Below are 14817 nucleotides of genomic sequence, written 5' to 3' on the forward strand. Positions count from 1 at the left end.
CGATAACTCAAATCTCAATAGCAAAATGTATAGAAAATTACATATCGTTGTTTTTCTCTTGCTGGTGGACTACCTCTGCGGAATGACCAAACCAACACACGGACAGACGCTCGCAGCCAACTTTGTTCAAAAAAATGAACAGGAAGAAGGCAAGTCGCCCACGAGCATTTCCCTGAGTGATGCACTCGACAAGCTTAGCAAAAATTATGACGTCAATTTTGAGTTCAACGACCGCCTGATGAAGGATAAGGTTGTCAATACCAAACTGCTCAATGGAAATGAAAACCTGGATAAAAAGCTTAGACGTATACTTGCTCCGTTATCTTTGAAATACGAACGTTTTGGTAAAAACTCTTACGTGATCTTTGAGCAAGAAAGCACGGGAAGACCCGGCGAGAAACCACAGGCGAGAAACATTAAAAATGAAAGCATCCTATCTCCGGTCAACGTGGAGCATCAACATCCCAACCTCGCACAGCCATCCATCGAACAAACGGAAACATCAAAAGCCTCCGTTGACATCCATTTGAAGGGAATAGTTTCCGATGAAAAGGGTGACCCGCTGCCTGGCGTCAGCGTAATCATGAAGGGAACCCAGCAAGGAACGATTACCGACACGGACGGCAAATATTCCCTGGACGTACCCCATGCAAATGTCCAGATCGTATTTTCCTTCGTCGGCTACTTGCCGCAAGAAGTGAGGGTGGGCGGCCGGACGCTTATTGACATCGTTTTGAAACAGGATACCAAAGCATTGGAGGAAGTCGTCGTTGTGGGTTACGGGAGTGTAAAGAAAAGTGACCTGACCGGCTCGGTTGCCAAGGTGAGCGAGGCGAACATTAAAGCTACGCCGATTGCGTCCCTGGACCGGGCGATGCAAGGGCGTGCCGCCGGTGTGCAGGTAGTATCCAATTCGGCGCGTCCGGGCGGAAGCTCCACGATCCGCATCCGCGGCTCAGGCTCTGTAAACGCAGGTAATGACCCGTTATATGTGATCGACGGATTTCCAACAGGTAACCTCAACAGCATCAATACAGATGATGTTGAATCCATCGAAATTTTGAAGGATGCCTCAGCAACTGCCATTTACGGCTCGCGTGGCGCGAACGGAGTTATACTCGTTACGACCAAAAGAGGCAAAGCAGGAAAAACAGGCATCAGTTATGATGGTTATTATGGAAGTCAATCGGTGCGTAATACGATTGATTTGCTCAATGCCCGGCAGTTTGCCGAACTGGTCAACGAAGCCCAGGTCAACAATGGTGGCAAACCTTATTTTGACGGCAGCAGTGCGGACAAACCATTGCCTGCTACTTTGGGTGAAGGGACCAACTGGCAGGAAGCTGTTATGCGCAACGCGCCGATCCAGAGCCACCAGCTATCCGTGTCGGGCGGAACCGAAAAATCCCGATATGCCATTTCGTTTGGCTATTTTGGTCAGGATGGTATCATTTTAAATTCCAGTTTCAAAAGATACACGCTCCGGGCCAACCTGGACAACGATCTTAACTCTAAAATCAAAGTAGGCCTGAGTATGCAGGGCGCTTACACGACCGGAAGCAATGCCCGTACCGAAGTAGATGGCAATGCAGGCGGCGGTATTATCAGCTCGGCACTGAGCTATTCTCCCACGTTTCCAATATGGAGCGCGGACGGTTCATACTTTAAGAACCAAGGCACCCTGAACGGCCTGGCGGTGGATAATCCTTTGGCGCTGGCCAATGAATTCAAAAACAAGGCGACTACGATCCGCATTCTGGCCAATTCATACATTGATTACAAAATTATAGAAGGCCTGGATTTCAGGACCAGTTTTGGGGCAGACCTGATCATCGACAAAGCCAACAACTACATAACCCGGCAGGCCATTGCAGGGGCAAGCCTGGGAGGAAGCGGGGTGGTATCCAACTCGCAGGACCTTAACTGGCTTAATGAAAATACACTCCATTACAGCAGGCAACTAAGTCCGCGGCACAGTTTAAGTGCACTGCTGGGCTACACCATACAGGGCCTGTATGTCGAATCTGTGACTGCCAGGGCGAATACCTTTTCAGATGATTTTGCAGAATACAATAACCTGGGTGCGGGATCTACTTTGGTGGCACCCAGTACGGGAGCCAGTGAATGGAGCCTGATTTCTTACATTGCACGTGTCAACTACGGCTTTGACGACCGCTTTCTGGCGACTTTTACGGCAAGACGGGATGGTTCTTCCCGGTTTGGCCCGGACCGCAAATTTGGTATTTTTCCATCCGGCGCCCTAGCCTGGAAAATTGCCAATGAAAAATGGGTGAAAAACATCAGCGCGGTTTCAGATGCGAAGCTCAGGGTAAGCTATGGCCTGTCCGGTAACCAGGATATTGGCAATTACCGCTACCTGGCCAACATCATCTCCACACCTTACGTGCTCGGAGGCACGCTTTACACAGGCTCGGCCACTGCGGGTATTGCCAATCCTGACCTTCGCTGGGAGAAAAACGCACAATTTGACGCGGGGTTTGACATCAGCCTCTTCAATAACCGCATCCAGCTTTCGGCCGATTACTATATCAAAAATACTTCCGACTTACTTTTCAATGTGGGCGTGCCCACTTCATCAGGATTTTCCTCAACATTGAAAAATATTGGCAGCGTCCGAAATTCAGGATTTGAATTCTCCTTCAATACCATCAATGTCGATAAAGGAGGGTTCAGGTGGTCTTCAGAATTCAATGTAACCTTTAACAAAAACAAGATTCTTACCTTGGACGGACGCCAGGAGTTCAGGGCCGGTGGTGATGCGACCATTCACAACACTTCCCAGAACCCGATCCTTTTGCATGTCGGAAGTCCCCTGGGAGACTTTTTCGGGTTGGTAACGGATGGTATTTTCCAAAACCAGGGAGAGGTGGACGCTTCTTCGCAAAAAAGTGCCAGGCCGGGAGACCTTCGTTATAGGGATCTCAATGGAGACGGCGCCATCAGTGATTTGGACAGGGACATTATCGGTAACTCCAATCCCGATTTTTTCGGTGGTTTCAACAACACATTATCCTTCAAAGGTTTTGATCTTAATTTCTTCCTTCAGGGAAGCTATGGGAACGAAATACTGAACTATGGCACATTTGACCTTCTGAATATGACCGGTGGGAATAACCAGTCTGCCAAAGCATTGCAGAGATGGACGCCGACAAATCCCAGCAATTCTGTCCCAAGGGCAAACGCCGCGGGAGGTTCTCGCTTGCTGTCGAGCCTGCACATCGAAAATGGCTCTTACCTGCGTCTCAAAAATATTTCGTTCGGCTACAACCTTCCCAAATCATGGCTTAACCGTGTTTCTGTCGGCTCTGCAAAAGTATATGTCACCTTACAGAATTACATGACTTTCACTAGGTATTCCGGGTTAGACCCCGAAGTAAACCGGTACGGAAGTTCGTCATTGAGCCAGGGGCTTGACTACGGCGCTTACCCGGCGGCCAAAACTATTTTGGCTGGCATAAATCTTGAATTTTAAACCTGTCATTTATTATGAAGATTTATAAAGTACTACCTGCAATGGCCATTTTATTGTATGCGTGCGAAAGCAAGCTGGACTTGTCGCCTGTCACCAACCTGACCAATGTCACGTATTACAAAACGGCCGAGGATGCCAAGGCCGCTCTAGGTGCTTGCTACGCGGTCATCAGCAATCCTGACCCTAATCTAGACATTACCACATCCGACGATGCAGTGCCATTCCTGACCGGCGCTGCCGACAGACCGTTGCTCTGGCGTTACGACATCACCCCTTCCAACTCGCTGATTACGGCTTATGCTGGGGCGTACTCGGGTATAAACCGGTCCAACATTGTCATTGAACGTCTTCCGGGCATTACGATGGACGAGGATTTGAAAAAACGTTACATGGCCGAAGCCAAATTTTTAAGGGCGTTGCATTACTTTACTTTGGTCCAGTATTACGGGGAGGTACCCATAGTAACAAAGGAAACCGCTTCCTTGGAAGGTCTTGAAATTGCGCGCTCACCCGTTGAGCAGGTTTACGAGCTTATCGAGGCTGATTTAAAGGAAGCTGATAGTATTTTGCCTAAGACTTACCCGGCAGGCGAATCAGGCAGGGCAACACAGGGAGCTGCCAAGGGCATACTGGCCAGGGTATATCTGTATAGGGCAGGAGCCAAGAAGGCATCTCCTTTTTGGGCCATGGCCGCAGCCAAGGCCAAAGAGGTAATCGACTTGGACATCTATGATCTTTATGCTGAATTTGCGGATGCCTTTGCATTGACTGCCCGTGGTGGTAAAGAGAATATTTTTGAGGTACAATATCTGACCGACGTACGGGGGCACGGCCTTGGCCGGGGCTTCGGCGTGCGCTCGGCGCAGATATACCCGGGAGGCGGGGCCGGGATTGCCAGGCCCACCGAAAGCCTTTACAATTCCTACACAAGCAATGACAAAAGAAAGGCAGTCACTTTCATTACCTCTTTCGTCTACAACAATGTAACTACTACGCTTTCGATTTCCGACCCCGACTTTACCAAGGCGGTTTCTTTTCAGAAATTCTGGGACAAAACGGCTAAAACCAATGGAGGGGAAGGTACCAGCAGACCGGTATTGCGCTACGCGGATGTACTATTGATGCATGCGGAAGCACTCAATGAAAGTAATGACGGCCCCAATGCCGAGGCTTACGCTGCGCTGAATAAAGTGCGTACCCGGGCAGGGCTTACCCCGTTGTCAGCACTGACCTACCAGGCATTTAAGGAAGCAGTTTGGCTGGAAAGGCGGCTTGAGCTCACTTTTGAAAACAGCCGCCGTTACGACCTGGTCCGCACGGGCAGATTAATAGAGGCGGTAAAGGCCGAAAACAGTTTCAACCGTAATGCGCTGATCCTACCGCATCATGTATTGTTGCCCATCCCGCAAAATGATATGGATGTGAACCCGAAACTGGTACAAAATCCGGGATACAAATGAACGCGATGGTTAGATGCCAATCCAGCGAGCGGCTATGGTTACCATTCCCAAAAGTGTGGGATTAGGGACGAGCTAACATATTTATTTATAAATAGTTATTCTTTTTATTGTTATAGATTATTAACTTCCCTAAGTTCCTTCTCAAACCTGATGCGCGCGTTTTTACCTGTTGTAGATGAAGCTAAAATCTGGCGGCGACTCTTAAAAGGAGATCAGCAGGCACTGGCATTTTTTTACGAAAAATATGCTGACGTGCTTTTGAAATACGGCTTGTCGGTCAATTATAACAGGGAGATGGTCCAGGATGCCGTTCAGGAGCTTTTCGTTCATATATGGAACCGGCGCCAGAACCTGACCGTGCCAGAGTCGGTGAAATATTATCTGATGGTTTCACTGCGCCGGATTATCTTAAAGGAGGTTAGGAATTCGCTGCTTTCCACTGATGCCTTTTCTGACGATTCATTTTCTTACCGGTGTCATGAAAAGCATTTTGCCGAGGAAATAGAAGAAGATGTACACCGCAATTTGCAGCAGGCAGTACGATCACTGCCGACGCGTCAGCAGGAAGTTATTTTTCTCCGTTTTTTCGAAAAGCTTAGCTACGAAGAGATCGCCTCGGTAACCGGTCTAGACTATCAGATCCTGCGCAATACGATTTATAGGGCGATCAAGACCCTTCGGCAGGTTCTGCTCGAGAAGATGCCCTACATTTCATTGATTTCCATCATCAGCTCATTGATCTGATCTGTCCAGATAAACCTTATTTCGATGCTGGACCTGATACAAGTCTGGAACCCGAAAACTCTGTCTTTTTAGCAAAATATTTAACCAAAAAACATGATCAATCACGCAATTAACCAGGACAGAAGAGACTTTATGAAGAACTCGGCAGCGGTTGCTATTACTTTGCTGGCGCCGTTGAAAGGTTTTTCAGCCCATAAAAATCCAATTATCATACTTCGTTCGTCCTGGCAGACAGTTAACATTGGCGACATTGGACACACACCAGGCGTACTGGCGCTTCTTGAAAAATACATTCCCGAAGCCCATGTTAGGCTGTGGCCTTCCGATGTTGGAAACGGTGTGGAAGAGATGCTAATGAAGCGGTTTCCATACTTAAAAATCATCAAGACCGACCAGGATAAAACACAAGCGATGGCAGAAGCAGATTTTATGCTGCACGGCTCGGGGCCTTCGCTAGTGGCGCGGGTAACGCTGGAAGACTGGGTCAAAACAGGCAAGCCTTATGGTGTATACGGCATCACTTTTCCAGGTGTTTATGGCACCCCGGACCAGGCTAAAAAAGCTTCTCCGAAAGACATTGAGTTGTTAAACAATGCGCGTTTCGCATTTTTCCGGGACTCTGTTTCGCTGGAAATTGCCAAAGAACTGGGCGTAAAATGTCCTGTTATGGATTTTGGCCCCGATGGCGCTTTCGCTGTGGATGTCAGGGATGAGGCCTCGGCGGATGCTTTCCTGAAATCACACGACCTGCAAGAGGGTAAATTTCTTTGCGTCATACCTCGTTATCGCTACACGCCGTGGTGGAAAATTCCGAGCAAAAAGCGAACGATCGACCAGGAAAAGGACGCGATAAACCAAAAAATGAAAGAGCATGACAATGGTCCGGTACGGGATGCGATTGTGGCCGTCGTGCGCCAGACTTCGATGAAAGTGCTGATTTGCCCGGAAGACGAAACCCAGGTGGAAATTGGGAAAGAGATGCTCTACGATAAACTGCCCGACGATGTGAAAGGGAAAGTGGTGCTGCGTGGAAAATACTGGCTGACCGATGAGGCCGTAAGCACTTACCTGCGCTCGGCAGGGTTGTTCGGCCTTGAAATGCACTCGCCGATTATGTGCATAGGAAACGGTATCCCGGCTACGGTGGGCCGGTTCGGGGAGCAAAGCAGTAAAGGTTTTATGTGGAAAGACATTGGTCTGGGAGACTGGCTTTTTGATATGGACACGCCAAAAGATGTGGCGGCGATGACACCTGCCGTGCTGGAAATGGCAAAAAACCCGAAAGATGCAAAAAAGAAGGCGCTCAGAGCCCGGGACTTTGTTGTAAAAAAGCAACAGGAAACGATGGCTGTTTTAAAGAAAAACCTCTATTCCTAACCCTTTATATCAGCTTTAATGCAAAACCGAAGAACATTTATACAAAAAATACCTGCATTATTGGGTTTGCTGACCAGTATCCCGGCTATTGCCGGCGAGGGGAGGGCCCAAAAAACGATCATTCTGAGATCCTCCTGGCAAACGGTCAACATCGGGGACATTGCCCATACGCCTGGCGTTCTGACCTTACTAGAACAAAACTTCCCGGATGCGGAAATCAGGCTTTGGCCAACGGATGTAGGCGATGGCGTGGAGGAAATGCTCATGCGTAGATTTCCCAAGCTTATCATCCTTAAAACCCATGAACAAAAAACGGCTGCCATCAATGAAGCTGATTTCTTTCTGCACGGCTCCGGGCCATCGCTCACTGGTAGAAAAGAATTGAAGTTATGGGCCGAATCGTCGGGGAAACCTTACGGTATTTATGGCATTACGTTTCCGGGAATTTACGGTTTTGCTGACGATCGGGAGAAATACGATCCGGGAGACATTGAACTGATTACCAATGCGCGGTTTGCGTATTTCCGCGATTCGGTATCCCTTCAATTTGCAAAAGATAAAGGAGCCAAATGTCCCGTCATGGAGTTTTGCCCTGATGGCGCATTTTCTGTGGATGTGAAAGATGATCGGTCGGCGATTGGTTTTCTTAGGAAACATCAGCTGGAAGACGGCAAGTTTCTATGTGTGATCCCGCAGTTCCGGTTTTCGCCCTGGTGGGAAATCCCTGCGAAAAAGCTGCCAGTAAATGAGGTTAAAAATGCCTACAATACGAAAATGAAAGAGCACGATAATGCTCCGATACGTAATGCCATTATCGCGGTGGCCCGCCAGACAGACTTGAAAGTGCTGATTGTTCCCGAGAACGAGACACAGGTGCATATTGGCAGGGAAATGCTCTACGATCCCCTGCCGGAGGACGTAAAAGCAAAAGTGGTTTGGAGGGACCACTATTGGCTGACCGATGAAGCTGTTAGTACGTATGCCCGCTCGGCGGGTTTGTTCGGCCTGGAAATGCATTCGCCGATCATGTGCATTGCATTGGGCATACCAGCCATCGTGTGCCGTTTTGAAGAGCAAACCAGCAAAGGTTTTATGTGGAAAGACATTGGGCTTGACGACTGGCTTTTTGATATGGACACGCCCGGGGATGTAGCAGGTATCACCCCGGCTGTATTGAAAATGGCCAAAAATCCAAAACTGGCAAAATCCAAAGCCGCCAAGGCTTTAAAATTGGTAAGGCAAAGACAGCAGAAAACGATGGATGTCTTAAAGAAAACGCTTTATGGTACAGGTTGATGGAGAATTGCCATTATTTTCGTTTTTCCGGGGCAGAAAATGGACACGGCTGGTTTCGTTCGGAGCGAAGTTTGGCCTACTGGTTTGGCAGAAACGGGACTAAAGACAATGCAGGAAAGCAGATTTGTCCCTTCTTTCATGCATTGACATCCATATTTCAGGTCCTTAATTTTTGTCAGAAGCGCGATACAAATGCCTCCAATTACGAAAATTAGCAATAGTACGGATGCACCTATATCACCGGGAGAAGAACAATACACAAGCGTCTGAAAATCTAGATCAATTATCTAATTTTCAGGCGCTTGCATATTATTCCTTGCGGATACTGTATTTACCTATTTGCACGGTATATTATATTTACATAACTCATTATCAGCAAATTAACCAATTTAAGAATCAAATAAGATACAAAAACAACTGGTTTCTGACGAGTATACTTATGATGAGATTTGTCACGATATCCATCTCTTCTGGCTCGCTGGCTGCGGCAAAAAGAGTAAGGGTGGCAAGGGCCTCGTTTAATAAGACTTTACAACTCGGTAAGTCACTGACAGAGAGCTCCAATTCACTGTTGATACATTAAGTTTTCTGAATTCTATTCGTATCTTGTTGATACCGACTTTTAATATCACATATAAAAATGAAGCATTATAACCTATTGCTCGTCACCGTGCCGTTGCTAGTGCTGACTATCGCGATAGGGGGCGTGGCAGTTGCCCAAAAAATGCAATTGACTTTAACCAAGGAGCAAGCCGCGGACGATTTTAAGTGGCTCAGACGCGCTCTTGAATACGCTCATCCGCGCTTATACAAGTACGATAGTAAACATACCGTTGATGCCAGATTCGACAGTCTGGGCAGCATGATCCAAAGCGACATTAAAGCAATAGACTTTCTTTCGCTGGTGAGTACAATGAACGCATCTGTTCGTTGCGGACATCTGTATACGATTCCTCAATATGAGCTGGCTGACGAAGTCCTTAACAAAAAAGTGATGCCGTTGTATTTCAAAATTATTGACAAAAAACTGTACGTCCTATTCGATTGCAGTGACAAGTCAGTTCAACGAGGCTCACAAATTACCTCGATCAACGGCAGGACAATTGACGAAATACTGGAAAACCTGCTGCCGCGCATCGCCGCGGACGGATATATTCATACCAGAAAAATAGGGCTGTTAGAGCGGTATCATTTCCGCCTGTTCCATGGATTTGATTTATACTATCATCTACACATCGACCGCAGCGACAGTTTCAAAGTGGAGTATATTGAACACGGTTCCGGCAAGTCCAATACTGCTATCCTTAACGGTTTGACGTTTGACGAAAGACAAAGAACATTGCGGGAGCGCTACAACCGTGACGAACAGGGCTGGTTCACCACACCTTCTCCCGAATTTAAGATCAACGAAAAAGAAAAGTATGCTACACTCACAGTTCCCCGCTCGTTTTACTCGAAGACCGACCCAAATTTTGACTCGCTGTTGAGCGCAGCCTTCGCCCGGATCAAGGATTTGCAAATCAAGAACCTGATATTGGATCTTCGGAACAACGAGGGGGGCAGCGAGCAGCAACAGCAAACACTCATCTCATATTTATCGAAACGTCCCTTCAAACTTTACCAGAACATCTTTTTAAGCCACCTGGATTTCCGCCCACTCCGGGAAGTCATAATCGAAAGGGATACCTCTAAACTATTATTTGATAATAGCGACGAATATATGCGGAAGCTCACAGAAACGCTTTGGATCAACAATTATGATTACGACAAAAGTCTTCAGTTACAACTACCAAAAAAAAATGCTTTCGAAGGCCAACTATACGTACTGATGAACGGCGTTAGTTTTTCAAGCGCGGCAGATCTCATCGCTGATATAGAGAAAACGACGAATACCATCTTTATTGGCGAAGAGAGCGGCGGAGCGTACGAAGGGCCGACCGGCGGCGATAACATAGTTGTTCAACTTCCAAATAGCAAAATAATGGTCCGTATTTCTCCGAATATCCATATAGGATACAAATACCGGAAACATCCCATCGGCCGCGGTGTCCTGCCGACCCACCAGATCAATTATTCGATAAAGGACGTTCTTTCTGAAAGAGACCTGGAGATGGAAGCAGCGAAGAACCTAATTACAGGCAAACCAAATTAAACAGTTATTAAACGTCCTCTTTCTAACGCAAACAATTTTGTAGTAATTTGTAAATACACGACAGCTATCGATGTATCTGGATAATCCAGAGCCTCTGATCATCCCAATTCGGAATTCAAAGAAATGTCATTTCGGGAGAAACTGACTATGCTAAACAATTCATTCGTAATTAATTGCGACCTACAATACACTCGGCATCCCGATAACACCTCCGAAACCAGATAACTGCGATCGCCCTGTTTTTTATACCTTCTCGGTTGAGCCCCATCAGGGTTGCTCTGGCCGATTCAGCCTCATCGGTGATGTCATGCTGGCTGGCTGGCTCCAACGGGTTACATGGGTGCGTGCTGGAAAGATCGTCGAAATTGATCGTTTTAAAAGGCGGGCGGGACTTTGCAGCTGGCTTTTTATTTAAGCCAATGATTGTGGGCAATCATGGATTGATCATCTAATTTATAATCAAAAGGTTAAGAGCTAATTTACATACAAAAGCCGGTACCCAAAACCATTCCTGGTTCCGGATACCGGCTCGTCAAATGCTGCCTCTCTCCTATTTACCCAACACTTCGAGCATCGCTAGCCCTACCGCCTTTGCCGACTGCGGGTTTTGGCCGGTGATCAATCGTTGGTCGGTCACCACGTGCGTTTGCCAGTTGCCTGATTTCTCGAATTTTGCCCCACGTTCTATCAACTTCGTCTCCAGAGCAAATGGTACGACTTTCTCCATTCCTACTGCAGCCTCCTCTTCATTGGTAAATGCATTGACTTTTTTACCATTCACCAGGGAACTGCCGTCGGTGAGTTTGATATTGACCAAACCGGCCGGGCCATGGCAAACGGCCGCCACCAGGCCATTTTGCTCGTAAATTTCAGAGGCAATGGCTGCGATCTTGACATCGTCGGCGAGGTCCCACATTGCCCCGTGCCCTCCGGCGTAGAAAATTGCCAGGTACTCCTTCGGTTTCACAGCCTCGGGAGCCAGTGTATGCTCTACTTTCTTGCGTGCCTCTTCATTTTCCCAAAACTTCTTGTTAACTGGGTCGGTCAGATCGAAACCGTCGACGGGAGCCTTTCCACCTTTCGGGCTTACAAAATCAATTTCATAACCTGCCTCGCTGAGCACTTCCCAGGGATGAGATACTTCACCGAGATAATAGCCGGTAGGCTCGCCGGTATTGCCTTTTGTATCGTGGCTGGTCACCACGAAGAGAATTTTCTTTTCCATTTTTTGTCCTGTCTGGGCCATCGCGTCACTGTTCGAACTGATCACAGAAGCTGCGAGAGCGAGTTTCACCAAAGCATTTGCCATGTTTTCTGAATTGTTTTGACAATGCAAAGTTGCCACCCGCGCCCGGGATGCGACAGGAACCATGTCACTACTTTGGTGTGATGTAGGTCACACTAGGCAGACAAACGGCTGAGCGTTTCGCGCGACACGCCCAGGTAAGAGGCCAGCAAGGTTTTCGGCAGGCGCTGCGCCAGTGAGGGGTACATTTGCAGCAATTCGTGGTAACGCTCGGAAGCGCTTTGGTTCATAAACGACAGGATGCGCCTTTGTAGGGCGACATAGCCCGCATTTGACTTCTTCCTGAAAAAATGCTCGATCTGGTGAAGTTCCCTGCAAAGTTTTTCCCGGTTCGCGAGCGACAAGCAGAGCACTTCCACATCTTCCACACAGGTGATGTCGAGCGTGGCATCGGTTTGGTTGAAGTACGCTTGGTAGTCGGATATCCACCAGTCCTCCATTGCCAGTTGAAGAATATGCTCTTTTCCCTGCTCATTGACGAATGACGATTTCAACAGGCCTTTTACTACAAAAAAGTCAAGGCTCACCGGCGAGCCTTGTTGGACGAGGAATTGATGTTTTCTGAATTTACGGCTGGTAAAATGCGAACTGACATACGCAAACTCTTCGGGTGTGAGCGATACCAGTTTACCAAAATGGGTTTTAAGTTCCTCAAACATTAGGTACAGATCAATCCGTAAAATGTCACAACGGCAATTCTACAAATTTATACATTAAATCATTCAGCGTTCCCCGCCTAAGTTTTGCACGAGACTTGGGTGGGGGGGTTTTTTATGAAGATAAGGTTCCGGCCATAGCCGCGGCACAACCCAAATAAGTGTATACGGGCCTCGATAAGTTAAGCCGGGTGGGGGCGTCGATACGTGGAGAATTCGAAGCCACTGATCACCCAATTAGGAGTCGCTTTTGAAAAACTTTGCAAAAGGCATCAAGGATGACCATCACGCCGTCGGACAAGCAATTAATTCTGATATCTCAAGCGGGAAAATAGAGGGCTAACAAACTGAAACAATCAAAAGATCTGCGTACGGACGGGGCCGGAATTGACCTGCTTACAAAAATGTTACTAGCTCAAAATAGATAGAACCACCACCAAAAGCGATGAAGAACCCTCTTTGGTCCGGAATATCCACACTGTATTTGCTACACCGGTATGGTGCGCAACACCGTAAGGCTAGCTTTTACGCTTCCAAAGTCATGCAGGCCTTTCCCAATTTACAACAACCAATTCCATCGGAACATCCAGGATTTACCCTGGCGCCAGAACGTGTTTATCAATGGCGATTTATTGAAAAATTTGCAGCTTGGTTTGGCCTGATAGAGCTTGAACAAGCCTCTATTGGAGCTATTCACGAGGGCGGAATTCTGCTACGAAAATTACCGATCTTCGGCCAGCTTTTTCAATTCGATGCGCCTGAAAGTTGTCATAGCTGAGTACTTGCGTTTTGTAACAGAACTTTAATGGACAAAGATTGTATTTTCTTGCTTTATTGAGACACTCGTCGGACAATGATCAAAGAACGGCACCCCTACGAACCCTGCTCAGTGTCTCCTTGGTAATTCCAAGATAGGAAGCAATGATGTGTTGTGGAAAGCGCTGCATGAAATTGGGATACTCCTTTACAAATTCTGCATAACGGGAATCCGCGGCAAGGCTGATCGTAGAATTCAAGCGCTTCTGGTTGGCGATCGAGTTCTTCTCTTCCATTATTTGAAGCATCTTCCTTACTGAGGGTATTTGGTCTAGCAGAGAGATGGTATCTGCGTGGCTAATTGTAAGCAGCTGGCAATTTTCCCACGCATCTATATTGTATTTTGATGGCGTCAGCGTGACGATGCTTTCCCTGTCGCCCATCCACCAATTCTCGATGCCCAGTTGTATGACATGCTCGGCTCCCTTCTCATCAATGCTGTACTGCCTCATTGCTCCGCTGACGATAAAACAAAAATGCCCGCAGACTTCGCCCTGCTGAAGGAAATACTGCCGCTTTTTAAGTCTCTTGAAAAAAAACATCCTTCGGATAAGATCCTCTTCCTGCGCGTTCAAGGGGACTCCGGAGTACCTATTAATATATGAAATCAGTGAATCATGCATGATGCGAAAATTTAGGGTTTGAGCTGCACTATCCTTTGTGGTAGTACTGCACGTGGCCACCCTCCCTAAGTGTACATCTAACACTAACCAAGCTTGGCCCGTAAGCCAAGTCCCGCGCCGCCAACCATGAACGAATATACACATCCGTTGATATTTATCAACGTTCTTTTTTATCATTTGTCATCGCTCGATGGTACTGCGAGGGAGTAGTTTTGTTGAACAATTATTAATTTAAAAATCAGAAAATCATGACACAATCAAACAATGACATTTCGAGTAATTCAACTGAATTAAACAAGCAAATCGTGTTGCAGGCCTATGCCTCTTTGAAGGCAGGGAATGTCGCGGGCTACTTCGATAGCATGGCCGATAACATTACGCTTACCTACTTCGGCAACCACCTGTTCACAGGAACATATCGCGGCAAGAAGGATATTTTGGACAACTACGTGCCGGTATTGCTCAATCGTCTGGAAGGCCCCATCAAAATTACGGTTACTAACGCGATTGCGGAGGGTGATCAGGTTTTCGTGGAGGCGGTGGGCGAATCCAAAACCAAGGACGGGCTCGATTACAACAACCTTTACGGCATCGTGCTTCGTTTGCAAGACGGAAAGATTACCGAAGTCCGTGAGTACATGGACACGGAGCTAGTTAAGGCCATCTTCGGCTGAATCGCGGTAATATACAACTTAAAGGGTAACAGGCGCTCGCCGGCGTTCAGACTGTGAGGTTGTACGGCAAGATAAACCGGTATGAGTCCAAGTCAAGGGACTGGCGGCTCGTACCCCACTACTAGATGCACGATTACAGCGCCATACTAAGTAGCGAGGAAGGTAATCACACCATTCATTAACTAATCATGAATGGTGTGATACTTTTAAATGAGTTTTA

11 protein-coding genes are annotated in these 14817 nt (G+C 47.3%); 8 read left to right on the plus strand and 3 right to left on the minus strand.

Annotated features, from left to right (window positions below):
- Positions 1 to 25 precede the first annotated feature (25 nt).
- From ACTJJJ_RS29215 to ACTJJJ_RS29240, 6 genes are all read left to right on the plus strand, one after another.
- A complete protein-coding gene (locus tag ACTJJJ_RS29215; RefSeq protein ID WP_229221096.1) occupies positions 26 to 3493 on the plus strand; it encodes a SusC/RagA family TonB-linked outer membrane protein in 3468 nt (1155 codons plus the stop codon).
- A gap of 14 nt (positions 3494 to 3507) precedes the next feature.
- Complete coding sequence (locus ACTJJJ_RS29220) at positions 3508 to 4953, plus strand: RagB/SusD family nutrient uptake outer membrane protein (protein ID WP_426293803.1); 1446 nt, start codon at positions 3508 to 3510, stop codon at positions 4951 to 4953.
- Positions 4954 to 5103: 150 nt separating this feature from the next.
- Complete coding sequence (locus ACTJJJ_RS29225; RefSeq protein ID WP_188927745.1) at positions 5104 to 5697, plus strand: RNA polymerase sigma factor; 594 nt, start codon at positions 5104 to 5106, stop codon at positions 5695 to 5697.
- Positions 5698 to 5790: 93 nt separating this feature from the next.
- Entirely contained in the window at positions 5791 to 7074 is a 1284-nt protein-coding gene (locus tag ACTJJJ_RS29230) for a polysaccharide pyruvyl transferase family protein (protein WP_426293802.1), read from the plus strand.
- 18 nt (positions 7075 to 7092) lie between these two features.
- On the plus strand, positions 7093 to 8370 hold the full coding sequence (locus tag ACTJJJ_RS29235) for a polysaccharide pyruvyl transferase family protein (protein WP_426293801.1): 1278 nt from the start codon (positions 7093 to 7095) through the stop codon (positions 8368 to 8370).
- 640 nt (positions 8371 to 9010) lie between these two features.
- Positions 9011 to 10522, plus strand: a complete 1512-nt coding sequence (locus ACTJJJ_RS29240) for a S41 family peptidase (RefSeq protein ID WP_426293800.1) — start codon at positions 9011 to 9013, stop codon at positions 10520 to 10522.
- A gap of 550 nt (positions 10523 to 11072) precedes the next feature.
- Here ACTJJJ_RS29240 and ACTJJJ_RS29245 read toward each other — a convergent pair.
- Together ACTJJJ_RS29245 and ACTJJJ_RS29250 are read right to left on the minus strand one after the other, a co-directional pair.
- Positions 11073 to 11831, minus strand: a complete 759-nt coding sequence (locus ACTJJJ_RS29245; RefSeq protein ID WP_229221094.1) for a type 1 glutamine amidotransferase domain-containing protein — start codon at positions 11829 to 11831, stop codon at positions 11073 to 11075.
- Between the two features lie 92 nt (positions 11832 to 11923).
- Positions 11924 to 12487 (minus strand): Crp/Fnr family transcriptional regulator, encoded by a 564-nt coding sequence (locus tag ACTJJJ_RS29250; protein ID WP_426293799.1) that lies wholly within the window; start codon positions 12485 to 12487, stop codon positions 11924 to 11926.
- Between the two features lie 442 nt (positions 12488 to 12929).
- Here ACTJJJ_RS29250 and ACTJJJ_RS29255 point away from each other — a divergent pair, with 442 nt between their 5' ends.
- Positions 12930 to 13262 (plus strand): hypothetical protein, encoded by a 333-nt coding sequence (locus tag ACTJJJ_RS29255; RefSeq protein ID WP_426293798.1) that lies wholly within the window; start codon positions 12930 to 12932, stop codon positions 13260 to 13262.
- Positions 13263 to 13341: 79 nt separating this feature from the next.
- On the opposite strand, the gene ACTJJJ_RS29260 is transcribed toward ACTJJJ_RS29255, so the two are convergent.
- Positions 13342 to 13923: a Crp/Fnr family transcriptional regulator gene (locus ACTJJJ_RS29260; RefSeq protein WP_426293797.1), complete on the minus strand. Its 582-nt coding sequence runs from the start codon at positions 13921 to 13923 to the stop codon at positions 13342 to 13344.
- Between the two features lie 248 nt (positions 13924 to 14171).
- Between ACTJJJ_RS29260 and ACTJJJ_RS29265 the strand changes: the two genes are divergently transcribed.
- Entirely contained in the window at positions 14172 to 14597 is a 426-nt protein-coding gene (locus ACTJJJ_RS29265) for a nuclear transport factor 2 family protein (RefSeq protein ID WP_188927702.1), read from the plus strand.
- Positions 14598 to 14817: the final 220 nt, after the last annotated feature.

The sequence above is a fragment of the Dyadobacter sp. 22481 genome, from assembly GCF_052044875.1.
GTDB lineage: Bacteria > Bacteroidota > Bacteroidia > Cytophagales > Spirosomataceae > Dyadobacter > Dyadobacter endophyticus.